This window comes from Streptomyces sp. NPDC006283, assembly GCF_040613325.1.
Taxonomy (GTDB): Bacteria; Actinomycetota; Actinomycetes; order Streptomycetales; family Streptomycetaceae; genus Streptomyces.
The window spans coordinates 1-24,532 of sequence record NZ_JBEXRZ010000016.1 but is presented as its reverse complement, the minus strand read 5'-3'; the positions used below and the strand labels follow the sequence as shown (position 1 = coordinate 24,532).

The 24,532-nt window shown below is 71.2% G+C and carries 23 protein-coding genes; 13 read left to right on the top strand and 10 right to left on the bottom strand.

Annotation, left to right across the window (positions count from 1 at the left end; translation table 11 throughout):
• From ABZ070_RS05950 to ABZ070_RS05915, 8 genes are all read left to right on the top strand, one after another.
• Window positions 1–1,053: a TauD/TfdA family dioxygenase gene (locus tag ABZ070_RS05950; protein WP_356630376.1), complete on the top strand. Its 1,053-nt coding sequence runs from the start codon at window positions 1–3 to the stop codon at window positions 1,051–1,053.
• A 214-nt stretch (window positions 1,054–1,267) separates the two neighbouring features.
• On the top strand, window positions 1,268–3,496 hold the full coding sequence (locus ABZ070_RS05945; RefSeq protein ID WP_356630374.1) for an acetate--CoA ligase family protein: 2,229 nt from the start codon (window positions 1,268–1,270) through the stop codon (window positions 3,494–3,496).
• Window positions 3,497–3,564: 68 nt separating this feature from the next.
• Window positions 3,565–4,281, top strand: a complete 717-nt coding sequence (locus ABZ070_RS05940; protein WP_356630460.1) for an enoyl-CoA hydratase-related protein — start codon at window positions 3,565–3,567, stop codon at window positions 4,279–4,281.
• Window positions 4,282–4,501: 220 nt separating this feature from the next.
• Entirely contained in the window at window positions 4,502–5,026 is a 525-nt protein-coding gene (locus ABZ070_RS05935; RefSeq protein ID WP_356630372.1) for a hypothetical protein, read from the top strand.
• A gap of 81 nt (window positions 5,027–5,107) precedes the next feature.
• Entirely contained in the window at window positions 5,108–5,953 is an 846-nt protein-coding gene (locus ABZ070_RS05930) for a DUF4097 family beta strand repeat-containing protein (RefSeq protein ID WP_356630370.1), read from the top strand.
• A gap of 81 nt (window positions 5,954–6,034) precedes the next feature.
• A complete protein-coding gene (locus tag ABZ070_RS05925; RefSeq protein WP_356630458.1) occupies window positions 6,035–7,030 on the top strand; it encodes an ATP-binding cassette domain-containing protein in 996 nt (331 codons plus the stop codon).
• Window positions 7,027–7,809, top strand: coding sequence for an ABC transporter permease (locus ABZ070_RS05920; RefSeq protein ID WP_356630368.1), 783 nt, complete (start codon window positions 7,027–7,029; stop codon window positions 7,807–7,809). The genes ABZ070_RS05925 and ABZ070_RS05920 overlap by 4 nt, the downstream gene beginning before the upstream one ends.
• A 112-nt stretch (window positions 7,810–7,921) precedes the next feature.
• On the top strand, window positions 7,922–8,527 hold the full coding sequence (locus ABZ070_RS05915) for a flavin reductase family protein (RefSeq protein ID WP_356630366.1): 606 nt from the start codon (window positions 7,922–7,924) through the stop codon (window positions 8,525–8,527).
• A 19-nt stretch (window positions 8,528–8,546) separates the two neighbouring features.
• Here ABZ070_RS05915 and ABZ070_RS05910 read toward each other — a convergent pair whose 3' ends face one another.
• On the bottom strand, window positions 8,547–9,854 hold the full coding sequence (locus ABZ070_RS05910) for an MFS transporter (RefSeq protein ID WP_356630364.1): 1,308 nt from the start codon (window positions 9,852–9,854) through the stop codon (window positions 8,547–8,549).
• 72 nt (window positions 9,855–9,926) lie between these two features.
• On the opposite strand from ABZ070_RS05910, the gene ABZ070_RS05905 reads away from it, so the two are divergent.
• Entirely contained in the window at window positions 9,927–10,919 is a 993-nt protein-coding gene (locus tag ABZ070_RS05905; protein WP_356630362.1) for a helix-turn-helix domain-containing protein, read from the top strand.
• Here ABZ070_RS05905 and ABZ070_RS05900 read toward each other — a convergent pair.
• Complete coding sequence (locus ABZ070_RS05900) at window positions 10,874–11,335, bottom strand: GNAT family N-acetyltransferase (RefSeq protein ID WP_356630360.1); 462 nt, start codon at window positions 11,333–11,335, stop codon at window positions 10,874–10,876. The two genes, ABZ070_RS05905 and ABZ070_RS05900, sit on opposite strands and share 46 nt — an antisense overlap.
• A 241-nt stretch (window positions 11,336–11,576) precedes the next feature.
• Here ABZ070_RS05900 and ABZ070_RS05895 point away from each other — a divergent pair, with 241 nt between their 5' ends.
• Entirely contained in the window at window positions 11,577–13,592 is a 2,016-nt protein-coding gene (locus tag ABZ070_RS05895; protein ID WP_356630358.1) for a glycosyltransferase, read from the top strand.
• Between the two features lie 75 nt (window positions 13,593–13,667).
• Here the strand turns inward: ABZ070_RS05895 and ABZ070_RS05890 are convergent, their stop codons facing one another.
• Together ABZ070_RS05890 and ABZ070_RS05885 are read right to left on the bottom strand one after the other, a co-directional pair.
• Window positions 13,668–14,717 carry a Zn-dependent alcohol dehydrogenase gene (locus tag ABZ070_RS05890; protein WP_356630356.1) on the bottom strand — a complete coding sequence of 350 codons (1,050 nt, stop codon included), beginning with the start codon at window positions 14,715–14,717 and terminating at the stop codon, window positions 13,668–13,670.
• A 79-nt stretch (window positions 14,718–14,796) separates the two neighbouring features.
• Complete coding sequence (locus ABZ070_RS05885) at window positions 14,797–15,708, bottom strand: SDR family oxidoreductase (protein WP_356630354.1); 912 nt, start codon at window positions 15,706–15,708, stop codon at window positions 14,797–14,799.
• An 83-nt stretch (window positions 15,709–15,791) separates the two neighbouring features.
• Between ABZ070_RS05885 and ABZ070_RS05880 the strand changes: the two genes are divergently transcribed.
• Complete coding sequence (locus ABZ070_RS05880) at window positions 15,792–16,718, top strand: cyclase family protein (protein WP_356630352.1); 927 nt, start codon at window positions 15,792–15,794, stop codon at window positions 16,716–16,718.
• Window positions 16,719–16,784: 66 nt separating this feature from the next.
• Here the strand turns inward: ABZ070_RS05880 and ABZ070_RS05875 are convergent, their stop codons facing one another.
• From ABZ070_RS05875 to ABZ070_RS05860, 4 genes are all read right to left on the bottom strand, one after another.
• The gene (locus ABZ070_RS05875) at window positions 16,785–17,285 is read right to left on the bottom strand and encodes an ATP-binding protein (RefSeq protein ID WP_356630350.1); all 501 of its coding nucleotides are present in this window, start codon (window positions 17,283–17,285) and stop codon (window positions 16,785–16,787) included.
• 404 nt (window positions 17,286–17,689) lie between these two features.
• Entirely contained in the window at window positions 17,690–18,625 is a 936-nt protein-coding gene (locus tag ABZ070_RS05870; RefSeq protein WP_356630348.1) for an acyl-CoA dehydrogenase family protein, read from the bottom strand.
• A complete protein-coding gene (locus ABZ070_RS05865) occupies window positions 18,625–19,761 on the bottom strand; it encodes an acyl-CoA dehydrogenase family protein (RefSeq protein ID WP_356630346.1) in 1,137 nt (378 codons plus the stop codon). Before ABZ070_RS05865 ends, ABZ070_RS05870 begins: the two co-directional genes overlap by 1 nt.
• Window positions 19,761–20,987 carry an amidohydrolase family protein gene (locus ABZ070_RS05860; protein ID WP_356630344.1) on the bottom strand — a complete coding sequence of 409 codons (1,227 nt, stop codon included), beginning with the start codon at window positions 20,985–20,987 and terminating at the stop codon, window positions 19,761–19,763. Before ABZ070_RS05860 ends, ABZ070_RS05865 begins: the two co-directional genes overlap by 1 nt.
• Before the next feature lie 126 nt (window positions 20,988–21,113).
• Here ABZ070_RS05860 and ABZ070_RS05855 point away from each other — a divergent pair, with 126 nt between their 5' ends.
• On the top strand, window positions 21,114–22,610 hold the full coding sequence (locus ABZ070_RS05855; RefSeq protein ID WP_356630342.1) for an AMP-binding protein: 1,497 nt from the start codon (window positions 21,114–21,116) through the stop codon (window positions 22,608–22,610).
• A gap of 55 nt (window positions 22,611–22,665) precedes the next feature.
• Here ABZ070_RS05855 and ABZ070_RS05850 read toward each other — a convergent pair whose 3' ends face one another.
• Window positions 22,666–23,184 carry an EF-hand domain-containing protein gene (locus ABZ070_RS05850; protein WP_356630340.1) on the bottom strand — a complete coding sequence of 173 codons (519 nt, stop codon included), beginning with the start codon at window positions 23,182–23,184 and terminating at the stop codon, window positions 22,666–22,668.
• A 170-nt stretch (window positions 23,185–23,354) separates the two neighbouring features.
• Window positions 23,355–23,729, bottom strand: a complete 375-nt coding sequence (locus tag ABZ070_RS05845; protein ID WP_356630456.1) for an STAS domain-containing protein — start codon at window positions 23,727–23,729, stop codon at window positions 23,355–23,357.
• Window positions 23,730–24,014: 285 nt separating this feature from the next.
• Here ABZ070_RS05845 and ABZ070_RS05840 point away from each other — a divergent pair.
• Window positions 24,015–24,532: sigma-70 family RNA polymerase sigma factor (locus tag ABZ070_RS05840; protein WP_356630338.1), on the top strand; the 518-nt coding region annotated here is incomplete at its 3' end.

The following is a 24,532-nucleotide window of genomic DNA, read 5'->3' as shown; positions in this document are numbered from 1 at the left end:
ATGACCGCCACCGTTGACCGACCGCTCGGCGCCGGTTCCGGCACACCGGCATCGGAGCGTCCCCCGACCCTGGGCACCGTCACGCTGCCCGACGAGGTCCGGGACGCCATCGGCGCCGAACTCGCCGCGATGCCCGACCCCAACACGGACATCGACTGGGCCATGGCCCGCTACCACCAGATCTTCGCGTCCCTGCCGACGCCGCTGCTCCAGCAGGTCCTGGACTTCGGCCGGCACATCGACACCCCCGGTGTGACGCTCGTCGACAACCTGCCGGTGGACGCGGGCCTGCCGGCCACGCCGTCCGACGGCGGCCCGAGCCGCGACAAGGCGAGCTTCGTCGCGGAGGGGGTGCTGCTGGGGCTGAGCGGCCTGCTCGGCGAACCGCTCGGTGTACTGACCGAGAAGGCGGGGCAGCTCGTCCACGACGTCATCCCGGTCGAAGGCGGCTCGAAGACCCAGACCAACCAGGGCTCGGAAGTCTTCCTGAACTTCCACAGCGACATCATGCACGACGTGATCGGCCGCTATGACGTCGCCAACCCCGACTTCCTGGTGCTCAGCTGCCTGCGCTCCGACCACGAGGGCATCGCCGCGACGCACTACGCGGACGCCCGCGACATCTCCGCGGCGCTCGACCCGCAGGTGCTGGAGACGCTCCACAGCCCGCTGTTCCGGCTGAACGCGCCCGGCAGCTACACCAGGAACATGGCCGGCGACGCGGAGGTGCTCTCCGACCCGGTCCCGCTGATCAGCGGCAGCTCGGAATGCCCGGAGATCGCGATCTCCGCGAACGGGGTCCGGGCGCTGACCGGCGGGGCACAGGCCGCGCTGGACCAGTTGCAGGGCGTCTGCCGCTCGGTCGCGCACAAGGTGCTGCTGCGGCCGGGCCAGGCACTGCTGATCAACAACCGCAAGGGTGTGCACGCGAGGTCGTCGTTCACGGCCCGCTACGACGGCCAGGACCGCTGGCTGCAGCGCACGTACGTGCGGCGGAGCCTGTGGAACATCCGCTACCGGGTGACGTCGGAGAACCGTCGCGTGCACTTCTGACGGACGGGGTGTGGACCGTGGCCCGCGGCCGACGCAGAGCCTGCTGCTCTGCGCGGCCGCGGCGGCGTTTCCGTGAGGAGCGGCGTGGGTGGCGGTCTTTGTGGGCACAACGGTTCCTGACGCGTAGTCAGTTCGCTAACCTGACAGAGCGTCAGTTAACTGGCCGAGGCGACTCCGGCGCGCCCCGGCCATCGAGCGGGAGCGGAGACCAGCGATGCTCGGATCAACTCACGGCACCCTCACCTCCGGCTTGCGCGCGCGTGTCGTCGCCTGTGGCGACGGACCCAGAAACGCCGTGCACGAGGCCGCCCGGCCGGCCGCGTCCGCCGGTGACCTCGACGTCAGCGGCCGCCCCCTGTACGCACCGGTGCCGGACCTCGACCGGTTCTTCCGCCCCTCCTCCGTGGCCGTCGTCGGGGCGTCGGACGCCGAGGGCAGGCCCAACACGGGCATCACCCGTCAACTCGTCGACTGGGCCGCGCGGGTCGGCGCCCGCCTGCACCCCGTGCATCCCACCCGTACGTCCGTGTTCGGCATCGACTGCTTCCCCTCGGTGCGCGCGCTGCCGGAAACGGTCGACCTCGCCGTACTGCTGATCAGCGATCCGCTGCCGGTGATCGAGGAACTCGCCGAGGTCAAGGCGAAGTTCGCCGTGGCCTTCGCCTCCGGATACGCGGAGACCGGGCAGGAGGGCGCCGCCGCCCAGGCGCGGCTCGCCGCCGCCGTGGAGCGCTCCGGCATCCGGCTCCTCGGGCCCAACACCAACCTCAACGCCTTCGAGGAGTTCCGCGACGACCTCGAGGGCCCGGCGATCGCGCTCATCACCCAGTCCGGCCACCAGGGGCGGCCCGTCTTCACCCTTCAGGAACTGGGCATACGGCTCTCCCACTGGGCGCCCACCGGCAACGAGGCCGACCTGGAGACCGCCGACTTCATCTCGTACTTCGCCGAACGCCCGGAGGTCGGCGCCATCGCGTGTTACGTGGAGGGCCTCAAGGACGGGCGTTCGTTCCTGCTGGCCGCGGACCGGGCGGCCCGGCGCGGGGTGCCGGTCGTCGCCGTCAAGGTCGGCCGCACCGACACCGGAGCACGGACGGCCGCCTCGCACACGGGCAAGCTCACCGGCGCGGACACGGTGGTGGACGCGGCGATGCGGCAGTACGGCGTGATCCGCGTCGACGGCCTCGACGAACTCCAGGACACCGCCGCGCTGCTGGCGCGCGCCCGCAGGCCGGTGTCCGACGGCGTCGCCGTCTACTCCATCTCCGGCGGCACCGGCGCACACTTCGCGGACCTGGCCACAGCGGCGGGGCTGCGCCTTCCGCGGCTGAGCGACGCCCGGCAGGCGGAACTGCACCAGTGGATACCGTCATACCTCAACGTCTCGAACCCGATCGACAACGGTGGCCACCCGGTCGGCGACTGGCGCGGCCGCAGGATCATCGACTCGATACTCGCCGATCCGGACGTCGGCGTGCTGATCTGCCCCATCACCGGCCCGTTCCCGCCGATGAGCGACCGGCTCGCCCAGGACCTGGTGGACGCCGCCGAGGCCACCGACAAGCTGGTGTGCGTGGTGTGGGGGTCGCCGGTCGGCACCGAGGCCGCGTACCGCGACACACTGCTCGGCTCCTCGCGCGTGGCCACCTTCCGCACCTTCGGCAACTGTGTCACGGCCGTGCGCGCCCACCTGTCCCACCACCGGTTCACGGCCCACTACCGCTCCCCCTTCGACGAGGCCCCGCGCACCTGCTCCCCGTCCTTCCGCAAGGCGCAGGCGCTGCTGCGGCCGGGGCAGCTGAGCGAGCACGCGGCGAAGAGCCTGCTGCGCGCGTACGGGATCCGGGTGCCGCGCGAGCAGTTGGTGACCAGCGCGGCCGCGGCGGTACGGGCGGCGGCCCTGGTGGGCTACCCCGTCGTCATGAAGGCCTCAGCGCCGCAGCTCGCGCACAAGACGGAGCTGGGCCTGGTGAAGATCGGCCTCACCTCCGCCAGCCAGGTGCGGGACGCGTACCGCGAGCTCACGGACATCGCCCGCTACGAGGGCGTCGACCTCGACGGCGTCCTGGTCTGCCAGATGGTGGAGCGGGGCGTCGAGATGGTCGTCGGCGTCACCCAGGACGAGCTGTTCGGCCCGACCGTGACGGTGGGGCTGGGCGGCGTCCTGGTGGAGGTACTGCATGACACCGCCGTTCGCGTGCCGCCCTTCGGCGAGGACCAGGCCAGGGCCATGCTCACCGAACTGCGCGGCCACGCCCTGCTGGAGGGCGTGCGGGGCGGCCCGCCGGTGGACGTGGACGCGCTCGTGGAGGTGGTCCTGCGGGTCCAGCGGATGGCTCTGGAACTGGGCGACCAGCTGTCGGAGCTGGACGTCAACCCGTTGATGGTGCTGCCCCGCGGGCAGGGCGCGGTGGCGCTGGACGCGCTGGCGGTGTGCCGGTGAGCGGCGACGACGTCCTGTCCGCCGTGGCCGAGGGCGTCTCCTGGATCACCCTCAACCGCCCGGAGGCGATGAACGCGGTCACCTGGGACCAGCGGGAGCGGATCATCGCGCTGCTCGCCGAGGCCTCCTCGGACCCTGCGGTCCGGGCGGTCGTCATCACCGCGACCGGCAGGGGATTCTGCGCGGGCGCCGATCTGCGGGGCGCGCCGCCCCGCGAACACGTCGCCGGCGACATCGCCCGTACCATCCGGCTCGGCGCTCAGCGCCTGATCGGTGCCGTACTGGACTGCGAGAAGCCGGTGATCGCAGCGGTCAACGGCACCGCGGCGGGCATCGGCGCGCATCTGGCCTTCGCCTGCGACCTGGTCCTGGCGGCGGAGGAGGCGCGCTTCATCGAGGTGTTCGTCCGCCGAGGTCTCGTACCGGACGGCGGCGGGGCGTACCTGCTGCCCCGGCTGGTCGGCCCGCAGCGCACGAAGGAACTGATGTTCTTCGGCGACGCCCTCTCCGCGCAGGACGCGGCCCGACTCGGCCTCGTGAACCGGGTGGTCGCCCCGGACGAGCTGGAGAAGACGGCCCGCGCGTGGTCCGCCCGCCTCGCGACGGGCCCGACCCGCGCGATCGCCCTGACGAAGCAGCTGGTGAACGCATCCCTGGACGCCGACCGCGCCTCCGCGTTCGCGGCTGAGGCGACGGCCCAGGAACTCAACATGACGACACGGGACGCGCACGAGGGCGTACGGAGCTTCGTGGAACGCCGGACACCGGAGTTCGAGGGCCGCTAGGGCTGCCGGCCCGCGGGGCCGTTGACATCGCTGGCACCACTCATGGCACCACACGGCGCCACCAGAGGCGTCAGAGCGGCCATAAGTTCGCGTGGCACCGCACTGACGCACTTCAATGCCAGCACGTTTTCGCAGGTCAGAGCCGCCCGGTCGGCCACCTGCACCACCACACCCCCTCTCGGGGTTGCACGTGGCGCCATAGTGATGCCACTATGGCGTCATGGACCTCACGCCGTATGTCGACACCCTCCGCCGCGAACTCGCGGTGGCCGCCGAAGCCGGCGGCGAAGAAGCCCGCGAGCTGGCCGAGCGGCTCACCGCGCCCCTGGAGTCGGCGACCCGTCTGACGATGCTCAATGTGCTGTCCGCCGCGATGGACGAGATCACCCGTGAACTCGCCCCGGGCTCGGTCGACGTACGGCTGCGCGGGCTCGACCCCGACTTCGTGGTGACACGGCCGGCGGGCGACGAGGCCTACGAGGACAGGAGCGGCCCCGCCGAGCCGCTCCAGGCGCCGGCCCCGGCCGACGGCGACGACGGCGGCACCGCCCGCGTCAATCTGCGGCTGCCGGCCCACCTCAAGGCGCGCGCCGAGGAGGCCGCGAGCCGCGAGGGTCTGTCGGTCAACGCATGGCTGGTACGAGCCGTGTCGGCCGCGGTCGACGGCGGCGCCCCGGCGCGCACGACGGAGAAGTCCCGCACCACCCGCACCGTCGGACAGAGCTTCACGGGCTGGGTGCGCTAGCTGCGCCCCGCCCCGCCTCACTTCACCCACACCACGTCCCACCAGCAGGGACGCCACGAAGACCAAGAGGACGGGACAGTCATGCCTTCTTTCGACACCCCTGCAGCGATCTCGGCCACGGCCCATGTTGAAGCCGGATCCATCCGATTCGTCGCCGCCGACCGGCTGGACACCCTCGTCGAGGTGCGGCCCCGCGACCCGAAGAAGGACCAGGACGTGCGGGCGGCCGAGCAGACCGAGGTCACGTACTCGAGCGGCCTGTTGACCATCAGGACGCCCAAGCAGCGCTACTTCGTCGGGCGCACCGGCACCGTCGACGTGACGGTCGAACTGCCCACGGGCTCGCAGATGGAGACGACCGGCGCCTGGGCCCAGGTGTACGGCGAGGGCCGGTTCGGCGAGGTCCGCGTGAAGACCTCGTCGGGCGACGTCCACCTCGACACCACCGGGCCGCTGCACCTGACCGCGTCCCACGGCAACATCACCGTGGACCGTGTCGAGGGCCACGCCGAGATCACCACCAGCTCCGGCAGCCTGCGCGTCGGCACCGTCGACGGTCTGGCCGTCCTGAAGAACTCGCACGGCACCACGATCGTCGGCGACGCTCTCGGCGATCTTCGCGTGAGCGGCGCCAACGGCGACATCATCGTCGAGCGCGCCGAGGGATCGGTCGCCGCCACCACCGCCCACGGCACCCTGCGCGTCGGCGACGTCGCCCGCGGCACCGTCCAGTTGGAGACCTCCTACGGCGCCATCGAGGTCGGCGTCCGCAAGGGCACCTCCGCCTGGCTCGACGTCAGCTCGGGCGCCGGCCAGGTGCGCAACGCGCTCACCGCGTCCGAGAGCCCGGACGAGTCCGAGGACTCCGTCGAGATCAAGGCCCGTACCCGCTACGGCAACATCGACATCCGCCGCGCCCGGGCCTGACCTGCCCGACCTCGTTCACAAGCAAGGCCACTTCACCGCTCACCACGCCTTCGAATGGGGGGCTCCATGCCTTCTTCTGTCATGCCCATGCCCAGGCAGGGCGGCCAGCAGCCGCCCGCCGCCGTCTCCGCCGCCGATCTGCGCAAGTCGTACGGCGACAAGACCGTCCTCGACGGCATCGACCTCCGGATCCCGTCCGGCACCGTGTTCGCGCTGCTCGGGCCGAACGGCGCCGGCAAGACCACCACCGTGCAGATCCTGTCCACGCTCATCGCCGCCGACGGCGGCCAGGCCCAGGTCGCGGGCCACGACGTCGCCACGTCACCGGCCGGCGTGCGGGCCGCGATCGGCGTCACCGGGCAGTTCTCCGCGCTCGACGACCTGCTCACCGCCGAGGAGAACCTGCTCCTCATGGCCGACCTGCTGCGCCTCGGCAAGCGCGAAGGACGCAAGCGGGCCAAGGAGTTGCTGGAGCGGTTCGACATAGCGGACGTCGCGCACAAGCGCGCCGCCTTCTTCTCCGGCGGCATGCGGCGCAGGCTCGACCTCGCCATGACGCTGGTCGGCGACCCGCAGGTGATCTTCCTCGACGAGCCGACGACCGGCCTCGACCCGCGCAGCCGCCGCACGATGTGGGAGACCGTGCGTTCGCTCGTCGCCGGCGGCGTCACCGTCTTCCTCACCACGCAGTACCTGGAGGAGGCCGACCAGCTGGCGGACCGCATCGCGGTGCTCGACGGCGGCCGGATCGTCGCCGAAGGAACCGCCGACGAGCTCAAGGCGCAGATCCCCGGCAGCCATGTCCGACTGCGGTTCACCGAACCCGACGAGTACGAGCGCGCGGCCGACGCCTTCCCCGGCGCGGCCCGCGACGACGAGGAGCTCGCCCTGCGCATCGCGGGCGACGGCGGGCTCGACGCGCTGCGCACCCTGCTCGACCGGCTCGGCGCCGCCGGCATCCGCGCCGCCGACTTCTCCGTGCACACCCCCGACCTCGACGACGTGTTCCTCGCCCTGACCGGCGACGGCACCCCCGGCACCGGATCCGCCCTCCACGTCAAGGAGACCCTGCGATGAGCACCCTCACCTACGCCGTGCACGACTCGATGACGATGCTGCGGCGCAACATCAAGCACGCGCTGCGCTACCCGGCCGTGTCACTGGGCCCTGCCATGACGCCCATCCTGATGCTGTTGCTGTTCGTGTACGCCTTCGGGGACTCGATCGGCGCCGGGATGGGCGGTGGCCGGGAGGCGTATCTGGAGTACCTGACGCCCGGCGTCATCATCATGGGGGTGGCGGCCGGGTCGATGTCGACCTCGATCGCGGTCTGCACCGACATGACCGAGGGCATCATCAACCGCTTCCGCACCATGAACATCACGCGCACGTCGTTCATGACGGGGCATGTGCTCGGCAGCGTCCTCACCACGATGGTGAGCCTCGTCCTCGTGGTGGGCGTCGCCCTCGCCCTCGGTTTCCGTTCAGGGGCGAGCCCACTGGAGTGGCTCGCCGCCGCCGGCCTTCTCACGACCGTCGCGTTCGCCGTCACCTGGCTGTCGTGCGCGCTCGGCCTGATCTCCAAGACCGTCGAGTCCGCGAGCAACAAGCCGCTGCTGGTCCAGTTCCTGCCGTTCCTTGGCTCGGCGTTCGTGCCGGCCGACTCGATGTCCCCGGGCCTGCGCTGGTTCGCCGAGTACCAGCCGTTCACACCGATGACCGAGACACTGCGCGGCCTGCTCTCCGGAACGGAGATCGGCAACAGCGGCTGGATCTCGCTGGCATGGTGCGCCGGCATCGCCCTGGTCGGCTACGTCTGGTCGCGCTCGCTCTTCAACAACAGCACCAAGCGCTGAGCACCGGAACGCCAAGGGCGGGGTGCCCACTTCCCGGCAGGGAGTGAGCACCCCGCCTCACCCGTCCCCCGGGGTTCCCATCTGACGACCCGTCAGGTTCAATGGAGATGTGATGGGACACGCAGGAATGGCCGCCGCCGCCGTCCGCTACCTCCGCTCGGTCGGGGCACCCACCGGCGTCGGGGTGTACGACGCCCCTGCGGCGCCCGCCCTGCGGGCCGTCGGGGAGGACGAACGGCTGCCGGTCGCCGCCCGGGAGTTCCGCCGGGTGCTCGGCCACTTCGCGACCGGGGTCACCGTGGTGACCGCTCTCGACGCGGAAGGGCCCGCCGGGTTCGCGTGTCAGTCGTTCTCTTCACTCTCGCTCGACCCGCCGCTCGTCGTGTTCATGGTCGGGCGCACGTCCACCACCTGGCCGCGCATCGCCCGCGCCGGCACCTTCTGCGTCAACGTGCTGGCGGCCGGCCAGGGCGATCTGTGCCGGGGCTTCGCGGTCAGCGGGGCGGACAAGTTCGCGGGGGTGGCCTACCGGCCGGCGCCGGTCACCGGGTCGCCGCGGCTGGAGGGCGTGACCGCCTGGATCGACTGCACGATCCAGGCCGTGCACACCGGCGGCGACCATCTCGTCGTGGTCGGCAGGGTCGAGGCACTGGACGCCGACGAGGACGCCGCGCCGCTGCTGTTCCACCGCGGCCGGTTCGGGCGGCTCGGTCACTGAGCGGCCGGGGCGGGGCGGATCACGGCGTGGCGGGGTCCAGCACCGGGAGCGGCTTGCGCCGGATCACCAGCGCCATCAGGGCCGCCGCGGCGCACAGGGCACCGGAGGCGTACCAGACGACGTCGTACTCGCCGAAGACATCGCGCGCCACACCACCCGCGAAGGCCACCACCGCCGCGCCGACCTGGTGCGAGGCGAGGACCCAGCCGAAGACGATCGCACTGTCGTCGCCGTAGTGCTCGCGGCACAGGGCGATGGTGGGCGGGACGGTCGCGACCCAGTCCAGGCCGTAGAACACGATGAAGAACAGCACCGGCGGTCGGACGGTCGCCTCGAGCAGCATCGGCAGGAAGAGCAGGCTGATGCCACGCAGCGCGTAGTAGACGGCGAGCAGCCGCCGCGCCTCGAAGCGGTCCGTCAACCACCCGGAGGCGATCGTGCCGACGACGTCGAAGACGCCGATCACGGCGAGCAGCGAGGCGGCCGCGGTGATGGGCATGCCGTGGTCGTGGGCCGCCGGGACGAAGTGGGTCTTGACCAGGCCGTTCGTCGAGGCCCCGCAGATCGCGAACGTGCCGGCGAGCAGCCAGAACGGGCCCGTGCGGGCGGCTCGGAAGAGCACCGTGACCGCGCGCCGCGCCGCGCCGGGTACCGGGGCGGGCTTGGGCGTGAAGCCCTCGGCACCGTAGGCCGCGAGGCCCACGTCCGCCGGGTGGTCGCGCAGCAGCAGCCACACGAACGGGACGACGGCCAGCGCCGAGAGCGCGACGGTGATCGCGGCGGGCCGCCAGCCGTGGTGCTCGACCAGCCAGGACAGCAGCGGCAGGAAGACCAGCTGGCCGGACGCCCCGGCGGCAGTGAGGATGCCGGTGACCAGGCCGCGGCGCCGCACGAACCAGCGGTTCGTCACGGTCGCCGCGAAGGCGAGCGCCATGGAGCCCGAGCCGAGGCCGACGAGCACGCCCCAGTAGAGGATGAGCTGCCAGGGCGCGGTCATCCACACGGTCAGCACCGACCCGGCCGCGATGACGCCGAGAGCGACGGCCACGACCTTGCGGATGCCGAACCGGTCCATCAGGGCGGCGGCGAACGGCGCGGTGAGCCCGTAGAGCGCCAGGTTGACCGAGACGGCGAAGCCGATCATGCCGCGCGACCACTTGAACTCCGAGTGCAGCGGCCCGATCAGCAGACCGGGCAGGGACGCGAAGGCCGCGGCGCCGATGATCGTCACGAAGGTGACGGCGGCGACGAACCAGGCTCGGTGGACACGGGGCGGACGGCGCAGAGCATTGCTCCGAGCAGCGGAGAGATCGGTTGTCTGGGTCACGTCACCCAGCTTCCTTTTTCGTTATCGTCCGCAACGAGTGGCCCGAGGGACAGCATTCGATAGGATCGGGCCATGGATGAGGTGACACCGCACCGTGTGGTCGTCCTGGCGCTGACCGGGCTGCTCCCCTTCGAGCTCGGCATCCCGCACCGGATCTTCGGCCGCGCCAAGGATGCGGCGGGACGCCGGCTGTACGAGATCCTCACCTGCGGGATCAGGCCGGGGCCGGTCATGACGGACGCCGACTTCGCCGTGACCGTCGAACACGGCCCCGAGGCGCTCGCCACCGCCGACACCGTCGTCGTGCCCGCCTCCTACGAGCTCGGGCCCGTGTTCGAAGAGGGCCGGCTCCCGGACGAGCTCGCCGCGGCCCTCGCGCACGTCCGGCCCGGCACCCGCATGGTGTCCATCTGCACCGGCGGATACGTGCTCGCCGCCGCCGGATACCTGGACGGCCGCCCCGCGACCACCCACTGGTCCACGGCCGAGCACTTCCAGCGGCTCTTCCCGTCCGTCAAGGTCGACGCGGACGTCCTGTTCATCGACGACGGCGACGTGCTCACCTCCGCCGGGGTCGCCGCCGGCATCGACCTGTGCCTGCACATCGTGCGCCGCGACCACGGCACGGCCGTCGCCAACGACGTCGCGCGCCGCACGGTCGTACCGCCGCACCGGGACGGCGGGCAGGCCCAGTACATCCACCGGCCCGTCCCTGAACCGCAGGTCGCGACGACCGCCACCGCGCGGGCCTGGGCGCTCGGCCGGCTCCACGAGCCGCTGCAGCTGCGGGACATGGCCGACCAGGAGGCGATGTCGGTCCGGACCTTCACCCGGCGTTTCCGCGAGGAGGTCGGCATCAGCCCCGGGCAGTGGCTCAGTCAGCAGCGCGTGGAACGGGCCCGGCATCTCCTGGAATCGACGGATCTGTCGGTGGACCGGGTGGCGCGGGACGCCGGCTTCGGCACGGCCCAGTCCATGCGCCAGCACCTGCAGGCGACGCTCGGTGTGCCGCCCACGGTCTACCGGCGCACCTTCCGTGCGGGAGCCAGCCGCAGGTCGATGTAGGGGACGGTGTCGCCCGGGAGCACATACCGCTCGATCTCCACGAACCCACGGGTCAGCGCGAACCGCAGCCCTTCGACGTTGGTCGCCAGGACGACCGTCTCGATCACCTCCGCGTCGAGCGCCCGCGCCCGGTCCAGCCCTCGCTCCCACAGCTGTGCGCCGAACCCCTGGTTCCGGTGGGCGGGGAGCACCCGGGCGATCACCGTGGCCGTGGACGACTCGTCCGTGGGCGGCCGCACGGTCGAGCAGCCCACAAGTTCGTCGCCGGCGTACGCGACCTCCAGGTGGTGGCGCACGGCACGCTCCCTCACCTCGTCGGGAGACATGGCGGCCGGAGGGACGATCACATTGTGGACGTGCCGCCAGTCCTCGAGAGCGGCGTCACCCTTCACCTGTTCGATGCGCAGGTCGGTCATCGCAGCAGACAACCCTGTGAGCGCGCGGGCCGTCAACTACGGAGCCGGGCCTGCCCGGAAGGTGAACACGCGCCCGCTCCGCACACTGTGGCCAACCCGTGACGTTCACAACGCATTCACAGGCGTGACCATTTGTAGGATTGCCTTGACTTTCACCTGGATACTCAGCGACGGCACCAAACGAGAGGCCCTGGGCCGCGTGCAGCCCTGGAGCTGGGGAGCACGCGAAACGGACTCGATCTTGACCACGCCTGACATCTCCGTGATCATCGGCGCCTACAACGCCATGCCGTATCTGACGAAGACACTCACCTCTGTGGTCGAGCAGTCCATCGGACGCGACCGTATCGAGATCATCACCGTCAACGACGGCTCGACCGACGGGACCGGCGAAGAGCTGGAACGCTTTGCCGCCGAATACCCCGGTTTGTTCCAGGTGTTCCACCAGGAGAACTCCGGCGGCCCCTCCGCCCCCCGCAACAAGGGGCTGGACCACGCGCGCGGCAGGTTCGTCTTCTTCCTCGACGCCGACGACTACCTCGGTGAGGAAGCCCTCGAGCGCATGCTGGCCATGGCGGAGAAGAACAAGACCGACGTCGTGCTCGGCAAGATGGTCGGCGTCAACGGCCGCGGCGCGCCCGCCTCGATGTTCCTGCGCAACCAGCCCCGCACCGACGTCTTCAGCTCCCGTGTCTACTGGGCGCTCAACCCGCTGAAGCTGATCCGGCGCGAGCTGATCGAGAGGCACGAGCTGCGCTTCCCGCTCGGCTACAAGACCTGTGAGGACCAGCTCTTCACGGCCATGCTCTATCTGAAGGCGGACGGCATCTCGGTCGTCGCCGACTACGACTGCCTGTACATCGTCAAGCGCGACGACGGCGGCAACATCACCACCACCACGCATGGCGCCGACAGCCGGATCCGTGTGCTGGAGCTGATGGTCGACCTCATCGAGGAGCACGTGCCGGCCGGGCCCGACCGCGACGGGCTGATGAACCGGCACCTGTCGATCGACATGTTCCACGCCCTGATCCACCTGGCCAGGGAGTCCGACCCGGAGCTGCAGAAGAAGAACTACGAGCAGTTGGCTGCCCTGCTGGAGCGCTCCTACCCCGACTCGCTGAAGGCCAGGGTCAACGCGATCACACGTCTGCGCTGCGAGCTGATTCAGCGCGGGATGCTCCAGGACTCGATCGAGCTGGAAGAGGTCGACCGCGAGCACCGCTCGACCGGCGTGCAGCCCGGCATCCTCGTCGACGGCGACCGTGCCTACACCCTGCTGCCGTTCTTCCGCGACCCCGAGCGCGGTGTCCCCGACGAGATCTACGACGTCACGAAGGCCCTCCCGGACCGGCACCGGCTGGACTCCGTCACCGTGGACGGCAGCGTGCTGAAGATGACCGGTCACGCCTATCTGCGGCGGGTACCACAGGACGGAGCCTCCACCGAGCTGGTGCTGCGGGAGCGCGGCAGCAAGGCGGAGCACCGCTTCCCCACCACGGCCACAGCCACACCCGATCTCGGCGCGGACAAGGAGGACGGCGGGAAGTACCGCTACCCCACAGCCGGCTTCTCGGCCGAAATCGACCTGGCGAAGGCCGTCGACGGCAGCAGGCTCCCCGACGGCCTGTGGGACGTCCTCGTCGCCGTGCGGGTCCAGGACGTGGTCAAGGAGATTCGCTTCGGGCACCGGCGGCTGCCTGCGGTGCAGTCCGCACCGCGGACCTACGTCGTTTCCGACGGCGAGGAGAACTTCGCCGCGGCCCTGTACTACACGCACCCGTACAGCAACCTCACCCTCGACATCGGCGAGAACATGCACAAGATCGCCGACAAGCTGCACGTCGACGGCGCCCGCTGGTCGTCGTCGGTCCCCTCCCGGCTGGAAGTCTCCGGCAGCTGGAAGCTGGCCGCAGTGCCCGTCTCCGCACTCGGCGTGCGGCTGCAGAGCGACGGCGGCAAGGCCGTCACGCTGCCCGTCACCCCGCGCGGCGACAACGGCTTCACGGCGAACGTGCCGGTGTCCGGGCTCGCCCCGGGCACCTGGTCGGTGTCGCTGTGGCTGCCGTCCCAGCGCGGCCGGGCCTGGTCGATGCCCGTTGCGCCACAGCCGGGCCTCAAAAGCACGCGCTGGTACCGCCGAGGGCTGCCCCGGTACGCCGTCCCGGCCAAGCACAGCGAGCTCGTCCTGCGCATCGGCCGCGTGTCGATCGTGAAGGCCGGGGCCAACCGGCTCCGGGCACTCAGGAACGGCTGAGGCCGGCGCCGGCCCGGCCTGCCGACACGCGGCTCCTCCGGGGCCCGGCGCCGAGGCGCACGGGCCAGCCGCCCCTCAGAAGGTGAGCACGCCGCGGGCGACCCGTCCGTGCTCGGCGTCCTCGGCCGCCTTCGCGAAGTCCTCGACGGGGTACGTCGCGGTGACCAGTTCGTCGAGGAGCAGCCGGCCCTGCCGGTACAGCTCGGCGTAGAGGGCGATGTCGTGCTGCGGGCGCGAGGAGCCGTAACGGCAGCCGAGCACCGACTTGTCCAGGAACATCGAGGCGGGCACGAACGACGCCTCCGCCGTCGCCGCCGGCATGCCCAGCAGGACCGCCTGGCCCCGGCGGTCGAGCAGGTCGATCGCCTGCCGTACGAGCGCGGTGCTGCCGACGCACTCGAAGACGTGGTCCGCGCCGGTCGGCAGGATCTGCCGTACGCCCTCGGTGGAGGAGAGGAAGTGCGTCGCGCCGAACTGCCGGGCGGCGGCCTCCTTCGCGGGGTTCGAGTCGACCGCGACGATCGCGCTGGCGCCCGAGATGCGTGCGCCCTGGAGGACGTTGAGGCCGATGCCGCCCGTGCCGATGACGACGACGGTGTCGCCGCGGTCCACCCTGGCGCGGTTCAGTACGGCCCCGACGCCGGTCAGGACCCCGCAGCCGATCAGTGCGGCGGAGGTCAGCGGGATGTCGTCCGGGATCTTCACCGCCTGTACGGCCTTGACGATCGTCCGCTCGGCGAAGGCGGAGTTGGAGGCGAACTGGAACAGGTCAGCGCCGGCGCGGGAGAAGGGGCGGCCGGGGCGGCCGATGGCCCTGCGGCACATGGTGGGGCGGCCCCGGTCGCAGTCGGCGCAGGCACCGCAGTTGGCGAGGGTCGACAGCGAGACATGGTCGCCGGGGGCGACATGACCGACGCCGGGGCCGACCGCCGTGACGACGCCAGCGCCCTCGTGCCCGAGGACGACCGGAACGGGGAAGGGGATCGTCCCGTCGATCACGGACAGGTCGCTGTGGCACAGTCCGGCGGCCGCGACCTCGACCATGACCTCGCCCGGGCCCACGTCCCGTATCTCCAGATCGTCGACGACCCGGACCCGTTCCCCGTCGTACACGACACCCTTCACCGTGGCTCCTTCGGCAGGCCGAGCACCCGCTCGGCGGTGGATGGTCCGGGTGCCGGCCCGTCCAGGGCCCGCGGCCGGATCAGGTATTGGGGCGGTCGCCGCGGGACGCCGCGGCGGACATGGCCTCCAGTTGCGCCAGCAGCGGCATCGGGTCGGTGCCGACGGTGCCGGGGAGGAAGTCGGCTATGCGCTCGGGCGTCCAGGGGCCCTCTCCGTACGCCGCCCGCAGCTCCCTCGGCTGGGCCCACACCGCGATCTTGGGGCCGGCCACCGTGTAGACCTGGCCGGTGATCCTCTCCTCTCGGGCCCTGTCGGAGAGGAGGTAGACGACGAGGGCGGCCACGTCCTCGGGGTCGCCGATCTCCTTGAGCTCCATGGGAACGCCTGCCGACATGCGGGTGCGTGCGACCGGTGCCACCGCGTTCGCCGTGACGCCGTACTTGTGGAGGCCGAGCGCGGCGCTGCGGACGAGCGAGATGATGCCGCCCTTGGCCGCCGAGTAGTTCGCCTGGGACACGCTGCCCTGGTGGTTGCCGCTGGTGAAGCCGATCAGGGTGCCGGAGCGCTGGTTCCGCATCACCGCCGACGCGGCGCGGAAGACGGTGAAGGTGCCTTTGAGGTGGGTGGCGAGGACCGGGTCCCACTCCTGCTCCGACATGTTGAACAGCATCCGTTCGCGCAGGATCCCGGCGACGCACACCACTCCGTCCAGGCGCCCGTACTCGGCGAGCGCCACGTCCACGACCCGCTGCCCGCCCGCCATCGTGGCGATGTCGTCGGCCACGGCGACGGCCTGCCCGCCGGCCGCCTCGATCTCCTTGACGACGGCCTCCGCGATCTGCGACGTGGGCGCGGAGCCCTCGATCGAGACGCCGTAGTCGTTGACGACGACGCGGGCGCCCTCCGCGGCGCAGGCCAGCGCCACGGCCCGTCCGATGCCGCGGCCCGCGCCGGTCACGGCGACGACCTTGCCTGTCAAGAAGTTCCCCACGACCGGCCCCTTCCCGGAGTTTCTGACGGACCGTTAGATTCTAGGGTCAGTCGGATGCATGAGCACAAGCCCCGGGAGGCCCGATGTCACTGCCGGCCGAGTTCCACGACATCGCCAAGCGCGTGAACAACTGGGGGCGCTGGGGGGAGGCCGACGAAGTCGGCACCCTCAACCTGATCACCGGCGAGGTGGTCCGGAACGCCGCCGCCGCGGTCCGCAGCGGCCTGCGGATCCCCCTCGCGCTCCCCCTTCAGCAGGAAGGAGTGCAGACCGGCGCCATCCCGGGCCGGGTGAACCCCCTGCACACGATGGTGCAGATCAACCATGAGCTCTTCGGCCCGGGAACCGTCGCCACCAGCGACGACAGCGTGACGATGGGACTGCAGTCGGCGACCCACTGGGACGCGCTGACCCATGTCTCGCACTCCGGCCGGATCTACAACGGCCGCCCCGCCGACTCCATCACGCCGCACGATCGCGCCCGCTTCAGCGGCATCGACAAGGCCACGCCCGTCGTCTCCCGGGGTGTGCTGCTGGACGTGGCGCGCGCGAAGGGGCGGGACCGGCTGCCCGGCGACCACGCCGTCACTCCGGAGGACCTCGACGAAGCGGCGGAGTACGGCGGCGTCACCGTCCGATCCGGCGACATCGTCCTGGTTCGGACGGGGCAGATGCAGCTCTTCCTCGCCGGCGACCGGCACGGCTACGCGTACCCCTCGCCCGGGCTGTCCGTCCGCACACCCGAGTGGTTCCACGCCCACGATGTCGCCGCCGTGGCGAACGACACGCTCACTTTTGAGATCTTCCCGCCGGAGATCGAGAACCTCTGGCTGCCGGTGCACGCGCTCGATCTGGTGGAAATGGGCATGCTGCAGGGCCAGAACTGGAATCTGGAAAAGTTGTCCACAGCCTGTGCACAGGAACGGCAGTACACGTTCCTGCTGTGTGCCATGCCGGAGCCGTTCGTCGGCGGCACCGGCACACCGGTCGCCCCCGTGGCCGTGCTCTGACCTTCGGCGCTCGGGCCGCCGGACGTACGGGCCGCCGGACGTACGGGCCACGGAGACGCCGCACGCTCAGGCCCCGTGTGCCGCCACCGGTGCGGCGGTCCTGGGCGCGGCGGTCGTCGGCACGGCGGTCATCGGCACGGCGGTCATCGACTGGTTGCTCGAGGGCAGGCACCGGTCCACCTCGCACCAGATGGACTTGCCGGCACCCTCACGCCGCCAGCCCCAGCGGTCCGCCAGGCCGTCGACCAGCTCCAGGCCGCGGCCGTTGGTGTCCTCGCCGTGCGCGTGCCGGGGTCTCGGCGGGCAGGCGCTCACGTCGGCCACCTCGACCCGGACCGTCCCCGACTCCCCGGCGCCCGCGCCGAACAGCATCCGGAGCACGGCCGGACAACCGGTGTGCACCACGGCGTTGGTGACGAGCTCCGAGATCAGCAGGATCAACGTCTCGGCCAGTGGCTCGTCGTCCGCCATGCCGGACTTGTCGAGCCGCGAACGGGCCCATCTACGGGCGCGCCCCACCTCCGACGGGTCGGCCCCGATCTCCAACTGCATCTGAAGCACCTGCACCGCTCACACCACCCGAACCGGCGGACACATAGCCTCGCGCCTCACAGCCATAACGGAATGTGATTCCCTTACAGCACAGCATGGTTGACGTACAGTCACCGCAACAAGCGCTTCGGGCATATTCCAGCGCGAAGGAGTACGCGTGGTGCATACTGTGCGACGCACGTGGCGGAGAGTCGAACACAAGGTCGCAGAACGCATTTGCACAGGCCGAACAGTGCGCATCGACGGGCCCGGGACCGCCGTACCGGCGGCACCGTGAGACCCCGTCATCGCAGCGACTCCCATCTCACGGAGCGTACCCGAGCAGGCCCCCGACTCCGCCCCGTGACGAGTCGTCCGAAGGACACAACCCGGTATCGACGCAGGGTTACGCTCCGGAGTGCCATGGCCTGTCCCGTGGTTCAGGGTCCCACCGGCCTACCGGCCAACGCCTGGGCCTGAATCTCCTCGGCCTGAGCGGTCGCCAGCCACATCTGGGCCCGCAGCAGGGAACGTTTGAGGTGGAGATGGACATCGGCCTCCCAGGTGAAGCCGGTTCCGCCGAACACCTGCAGGCAGTCCCTGGCGCCCCGCACCGCCGCCTCGTCGGCGAGCAGCTTCGCCCCGACGATCTCGGTGAGGTCCTCGCCGACTGCGGCCGCGTAGACGGCCGCACGCGCCACTTCCGTGCGTACGAGCATCTGGGCACACAGGTGCTTGACGGCCTGGAAGGCGCCGATCGGCTGCCCGAACTGCACGCGGTCCTTGGCGTGCCGCACCGCCTCCTCGGTGCTGCGGACGGCGCTGCCGAGCTGCTCCGCGGCGGTGAGCAGCACGGCGGTACCCAGTACCGGGCCGAACGCGGCGGGCCGTGGGGGGTGGTCGAGGCGGTGCAGAGGGGTGAGGGGATCCAAGGACCGCACGGGGGCCGGATCCCCCGCCTCCAGCAGACGCAGCGACCCGTCGGCCGCTAACCCGACGGTCGCGTCGGCGTCCTCTAAATGCTGGATCAGGGAGCCGAGTTGGCCCGCACAGGTGACGACCGTCGCGCCGTCCGCCGCGCCCTCGACGAGGCCCGCCGCCAGATGCGTCGCCACCAGCGGCCCCGGCAGCAGGACCCGGCCCGCCTCCTCGAAGGCCAGCACCGCCTCGGGCATTCCGAGCCCGGCTCCTCCGTCGCGTTCCGGCAGCCGCAGAGCGAAGAGCCCCGCCCTGCCGAGCTCGCGCCACAGCCCCCGGTCGAGCCTGCCTTCCCCGTCCACGGCGGCCCGCAGCACCTCGCGCCCGAAGCGGCCGGTGAGCAACTCCCGAACACCGCTGCGCAGCGCCCGCTGGTCGTCGGTGAGCCGGAAGTCCATCAGCGACGCCCCTTCGGCAGGCCGAGGATGCGCTCGGCGACGATGTTCTGCTGGATCTGCGAGGTGCCGGCGGCGATGGTGTACGACAGGGAAGAGAGCCTTTCCCGCGTCCACGGACGGGCCAGGTCGAGCGCGTCCGGGCCGAGGACCTCCGCCGCCGCGTCGTACAGCTCCTGGCGGGCGTGCGAGTAGCGCAGTTTGAAGACCGACCCGCCGGTGCCGGGCACGCCGCCGGTCGCGGCGGCCTCGCTGACGTTCCACTGGGTGAGCCGCCACAGGGCGGTGAACTCCGCGTTCAGCCGGCCGAGCCTGCGCCGGAGGGCCGCGTCGTCCCAGCGGCCGTTGGCACGGGCCTGTGCGGCCACGTCGACGAGGGTGCGCCGGCAGGCGACGACCTCGCCGACGAACGCGGTGCCCCGTTCGAAGGAGAGCGTGACCATGGTGACGCGCCAGCCGTCGTTCTCGTCCCCCACCCGGTCGGTGACGGGCACGCGCACCTCGTCGAGGAACATCTCCGCGAACTCGGCGGCCCCAGCCAGGGTCCGCAGCGGCCGTACGGTGATGCCCGGGGCGTCCATCGGCATCGCCAGCCAGGTGAGGCCGCGGTGCCGGGAGCCGGCGGGGCCGGTCCGTACGAGCAGCTCGCACCGGTCGGCGACCTCGGCGTGCGACGTCCAGAGCTTGGATCCCGTCACGACGTACGCGTCGCCGTCGCGGACGGCCCTGGTGCGCAGGGAGGCGAGGTCGGAGCCCGCGTCCGGTTCGCTGAAGCCCTGGCACCAGATCTCCTCGCCGCGCAGGATGGGTTCGAGCCAGCGCGCCCGCTGCTCCGGGGTTCCTTCTGCGGCGATTGTCGGGCCGGCGTGCAGCAGCCCGACGAAGTTGGCGCCGACGTAGGGCGCGCCGGCCCGCTCCGTCTCCTCGAGGTAGATCAGCCGGAGGGTCGGCGGAGCGTCCCAGTGCACCTTCGCGTATCCGGCGTCGTACAGCGCCCGCTGCCATGCCGTGTCGTAGGCGCGCCGTCCCGGCCAGTCGTCCGGCGACGGCTGCGGGGGCAGGGTGGGCAGCCGGGCCGCGAGCCATGCGCGCAGCCGGGCGCGGAACTCCTCCTCCTCGGCGGTGTACGCCAGGTCCACTACGAATCCAGGTCCAGGCCGAGCATGCGGATGGCGTTGCCGCGCATCAGCTTGTACACCGTCTCGTCGTCGAGGCCCTGCACATGGTCGAGCGCGACCTGCTTGGTGTGCGGGAAGGTCGAGTCGACATGCGGGTAGTCGGTCTCGAAGGTGGCGTTGTCGCGGCCGACGACGTCGATGGAGGCGACGCCGTGCTTGTCGCGGAAGAAGCAGCAGAAGATCTGCCGGTAGTAGTAGGTGGAGGGCGGTTCGGGGATCAGGTCGCGCACCCCGCCCCAGGCCCGGTGCTCCTCCCACACGTCGTCGGCGCGCTCCAGCGCGTACGGGATCCAGCCCATCTGGCCCTCGCTGTAGGCGAGTTTGAGCCGGGGGAACTTGACGAGGACGCCGCTGAAGAGGAAGTCGGTCATCGAGGCCATGGCGTTGTTGAAGGAGAGCGAGGCCTGCACGGCGGGCGGGGCGTCCGGCGAGGCGGCCGGCATCTGGGAGCTGGACCCGATGTGCATGTTGACGACGGTTTCCGTCTCCTGGCAGACGGCGAAGAACGGGTCCCAGTAGCCGGAGTGGATCGACGGCAGCCCGAGGTAGGTGGGGATCTCGGAGAACGTGACGGCCCGCACCCCTCGTCCCGCGTTCCGGCGGATCTCGGCCACGGCCAGGTTGATGTCCCACAGCGGGATGATGCACAGCGGGACGAGCCGGCCGCCGCTGTCGCCGCACCACTCCTCGACCATCCAGTCGTTGTAGGCGCGCACGCAGGCGAGCGCGACCTCCTTGTCGTGGGCCTCCGCGAAGGTCTGGCCGCAGAAGCGCGGGAAGGTCGGGAAACAGAGGGACGCCTCGACATGGTTGAGGTCCATGTCCTTGAGGCGTTCGACCGGGTCCCAGCAGCCGGGCCGCATTTCGGCGCGGGTGATGCCGTCGAGCGTCATGTCGTCGCGGTCGAAGCCGACGGCGGCGATGTTGCGCTTGTACGGGAACTTGAGGTCCTCGTAGATCCACCAGTCGGTGGGCGGGCCGTCGGGGTCCATCGTGATCCGGTACTTGCCGCCGACGTAGGCGAGCTCGCCGATGCCCGCGGTCAGGGGCTTGGGGCCGCGGTCCCGGTACTTGGCGGGAAGCCAGGTCTCGAAGAGGTGCGCCGGTTCGATGACATGGTCGTCGACGCTGACGATCCGGGGCAGCTCCTTCTCCAACGGGGCCTCTTCCATCGGGGCCTCTTCCATCGAAGCCTCCCTCCGCTTCTGACGGTGCGTCAGTTCCGGATTTCAGGCTAGCCCCGCCCCCCTGGACCGACAAGGCGGCCGGACCTACGATCTGACGAACCGTCAGCTAAGGAGGTGCTTCCGGGCATGAACGAGACCGCACACGCACTGGGCGCCGCGCGCACCCTCTGGGAACTCGTCGACCGCCGCGCCGCCCTCACCCCCCACCGTCCCGTCCTCCTCCAGGAGGGGCGCACCGTCACCTTCGGCGAGCTGCGCGACCGCTCGGAGCGGGCCGCCGCGGGCCTTCACGCCATGGGCGTGCGCCCCGGCACGGTCGTCGCCTGGCAGCTGCCCACCCGGATCGAGACCGTGCTGCTGACCGTGGCCCTCGCCCGGCTCGGTGCCGTGCAGTCGCCGGTGATCCCCTTCTACCGGGACCGCGAGGTCGGCTTCGCGCTGCGCGAGTCCAAGGCCGCGTACTTCGCGGTGCCCGGCGAGTGGCGCGGCTTCGACTTCACCGCCATGGCGGAGCGTCTGGGCGCCCGCGGCGTCTTCGAGGCGTACGGCCCACTGCCCGACGGCGACCCGGCCGGCCTGCCCGCACCGCCCGTCTCCGGCACGGACGTGCGCTGGATCTACTGGACCTCCGGCACCACGTCCGACCCCAAGGGGGTCCTGCACACCGACCGCTCACTGATCGCGGGCGGCTCGTGCCTGGCCCACGCGCTGCACCTGTCGGCGGACGACATCGGTTCGATCGCCTTCCCGTTCGCGCACATCGGCGGACCCGACTATCTCGTGATGCTGCTGCTGTACGGCTTCCCCGCGGTCCTCTTCGAGAAGTTCGCGCTGCCCGAAGCACTCGACGATTACCGCCGGCACGGCGTGACCACCGCCGGCGGGTCCACCGCCTTCTACTCGATGTTCCTCGCCGAGCAGCGCAAACGGCCCGGCCGGAAGCTGATCCCCACCCTGCGGCTGCTCGCGGGCGGCGGCGCGCCCAAACCGCCCGAGCTGTACCACGCCGTCGTCCGCGAGATGGGCTGCGCGCTCACCCACGGATACGGCATGACCGAGGTCCCGATGATCACCATGGGTTCGCCCGACGACTCGCAGGACGACCTCGCACACACCGAGGGAAGACCACCCGCCGGCATGGAGATCCGGATCGTCGACGGCGAGATCCGGCTGCGCGGCGAGGCAGTCTGCAAGGGCTACCTGGATCCGGCGGCGACAGCGGCCGCCTTCGACGGCGACGGCTTCCTGATCACCGGCGACCTCGGGCACCTCACGGAAAGCGGCCACCTCGTGCTCACCGGCCGGGCCAAGGACGTCATCATCCGCAAGGGCGAGAACATCTCCGCCAAGGAGATCGAGGACCTGTTGCACACTTATCCGGGAGTGGGCGAGGCGGCGGTCGTCGGGCTGCCGGACGACGAACGCGGCGAACGGGTCTGCGCGGTCGTCGAACGGGCCCCGGGCGCGGCGGACCCCACCCTCGAGGAACTCACCGCACACCTCCGGGGGGAGGGCCTGTCGGTCCACAAGCTGCCGGAACAGCTCGAGGTCGTGGACGCCCTCCCCCGCAACGAAGCCCTGCGCAAGGTACTGAAGTACAAGCTCAGGGAGCGGTTCGCGTGAGCGTCCCGCGGGCTGCGCGGGTGCGCTCGGGATCTGCGGGAGTGCGGAAGGGCTGCTACTGGGGCTGCTCGGGGGTGACGTAGTACGCGGCGAAGGCCGCCAGTGCCTCCTCCTCGTCGATCCTCCCGTCGCCGTCCGTGTCCAGGGCTGCCCCCGCCCGCGCCGCTACGCCGGCCTCGACGCCGAGAGCACGCAGCACGCGCTCGACGGCCGCCGGGGTCACGCCCCGGCCGTCCTCGTCGGCGACCCTGATCACGGCGTGCAGGAACGGACGGGCGATCTCGCCGAACCGCTTCGGATTGTCGCGCAGTCTCTTCACCGCACTCGTCGCGAACTCCTGACGGGTCACCCGCTGGTCGCCGTCCACGTCGGCGATCCCGGCCATGCCCTGCCAGAAGGCCTCCGCACCGCTGTACAGATCCTGGCCCTTGACGGAGCGGGCGGTGACGGAGAACTCGGCGAGCAGCTTGGCCGCGGCCGAACTGAAGTCCTCGCGGTCGATGTAGCCGTTGCCGTCCTGATCGAAAGCGGCGAAGCGGGAAGCGATCTTCCGCTCGTACTCTGCGCTGTCCATGCGGGGAGCGTAAAGCCCCGGAGGCCGAGGTGGGTACGCACCCGGGGAATTGCATTTGTGCAACACGGGGGCGAAGCGCAGGTGACGGGGGTGCGGCGGGGCGTACGGGGGCGCGCGGTCGAGGCACGGGGGCGCGCCGTTCATGGCGTTTGTCTGCATGCGCGCCGGGCTCACGCGGACAGCGGCTCCGCCCCGTCGTCGGTGGCCGAGCCCGTGTCCGCGTACACCTCGAAAAGACGTCGCACGCCGAGGGCGCCGAGCACTCGGTTGACGTGCGAGCCGTCCTCCGCGCCGCGCGCGGGCAGGATCAGCCGCAGTCTGCCGCGGCACGAGCGCATCAGCCGCCGCGCGGCGACCAGCACGCCGACACCGCTGGAATCGCAGAAGAACACCTCGGAGAGGTCGAGCACCACATCGTGATGACCCTGGGCGACCGCGTCGTGCACCCGCTGGCGGACCACCGGTGAGGACACGAGATCGAGCTCCCCGCACACATGCAGCACGGTCCACGAGCCCTGTCGGGTCTCGGCCACACTGAGCATCACCACGTCTGGACCCCTCCTCATGCCGGCCCGGAAGACCGGAAGCTGTCCTTCCACTGCCGCTGCCCCGCTGTCCGGCACGCAAACGCGACGTTCGTCACGGAGAACCCACGGGGCAGCACCCCCACAACGAGGTTGTGCCCGCTTCCGGGCCCTACCATCCCGGTCCCGCGCAGGGGCGTACTTGCCGCAAAGGGACGTACGTTTTCCGCCCGGCGCACTACATTCGATGGAGCGACAAGCACGAGGGCAGAGGCAGCAGGCACGAGCGCGGAGCTTGGGGGCCGTATGGCGAAGGACGCACCACAGCGCTGGGACCGCAGGATGCAGCAGCGGCTGGCGCGGGGCGAGGCCGCGGCACTCGGTGAGCTCTACGACAGGTTCGCGGCGCTCGTCCACAGCCAGGCCCATCGCGTGCTCGACGACGACGAGGCGGCCGATCAGGTCACCCGCGAGGTCTTCGGCTACATCTGGGAGAACCCGGACGCCTACGACCCCAAGCAGGGCTCCATGCGGTCGTGGGTGGCCAGGCTCACCAACAACCAGGCCGTGCACCGGCTGCGCCAGAGCGAGGCCGCCGCGCTCGCGGAGGGCGGCGAGGGCACGACGGAGGAACTGGAGCAGAAGGTGCGCCGGGCCGCCGTCGCGGCCCGGGCCGACTACATCGTGACGTCCATGCCGGCGCCGCTGCGGGCCGCGCTGGAGCTGGCGTACTTCCAGCGCCGGGACTACCGGCAGACCGCGGCGGACCTCGGTGTCACGGAGGACGAGGCGAGGCGGCGGCTGCGCCTGGGCCTCCAGCTCCT

Coding starts and splice junctions, on each gene's coding strand:
- ABZ070_RS05950 (WP_356630376.1), top strand. CDS start 1: ATGACCGCCACCGTTGACCGACCGCTCGGCGCCGGTTCCGGCACACCG.
- ABZ070_RS05945 (WP_356630374.1), top strand. CDS start 1,268: ATGCTCGGATCAACTCACGGCACCCTCACCTCCGGCTTGCGCGCGCGT.
- ABZ070_RS05940 (WP_356630460.1), top strand. CDS start 3,565: ATGAACGCGGTCACCTGGGACCAGCGGGAGCGGATCATCGCGCTGCTC.
- ABZ070_RS05935 (WP_356630372.1), top strand. CDS start 4,502: ATGGACCTCACGCCGTATGTCGACACCCTCCGCCGCGAACTCGCGGTG.
- ABZ070_RS05930 (WP_356630370.1), top strand. CDS start 5,108: ATGCCTTCTTTCGACACCCCTGCAGCGATCTCGGCCACGGCCCATGTT.
- ABZ070_RS05925 (WP_356630458.1), top strand. CDS start 6,035: ATGCCCATGCCCAGGCAGGGCGGCCAGCAGCCGCCCGCCGCCGTCTCC.
- ABZ070_RS05920 (WP_356630368.1), top strand. CDS start 7,027: ATGAGCACCCTCACCTACGCCGTGCACGACTCGATGACGATGCTGCGG.
- ABZ070_RS05915 (WP_356630366.1), top strand. CDS start 7,922: ATGGGACACGCAGGAATGGCCGCCGCCGCCGTCCGCTACCTCCGCTCG.
- ABZ070_RS05905 (WP_356630362.1), top strand. CDS start 9,927: ATGGATGAGGTGACACCGCACCGTGTGGTCGTCCTGGCGCTGACCGGG.
- ABZ070_RS05900 (WP_356630360.1), bottom strand. CDS start 11,335: ATGACCGACCTGCGCATCGAACAGGTGAAGGGTGACGCCGCTCTCGAG.
- ABZ070_RS05880 (WP_356630352.1), top strand. CDS start 15,792: ATGTCACTGCCGGCCGAGTTCCACGACATCGCCAAGCGCGTGAACAAC.
- ABZ070_RS05870 (WP_356630348.1), bottom strand. CDS start 18,625: ATGGACTTCCGGCTCACCGACGACCAGCGGGCGCTGCGCAGCGGTGTT.
- ABZ070_RS05860 (WP_356630344.1), bottom strand. CDS start 20,987: ATGGAAGAGGCCCCGATGGAAGAGGCCCCGTTGGAGAAGGAGCTGCCC.
- ABZ070_RS05855 (WP_356630342.1), top strand. CDS start 21,114: ATGAACGAGACCGCACACGCACTGGGCGCCGCGCGCACCCTCTGGGAA.
- ABZ070_RS05850 (WP_356630340.1), bottom strand. CDS start 23,184: ATGGACAGCGCAGAGTACGAGCGGAAGATCGCTTCCCGCTTCGCCGCT.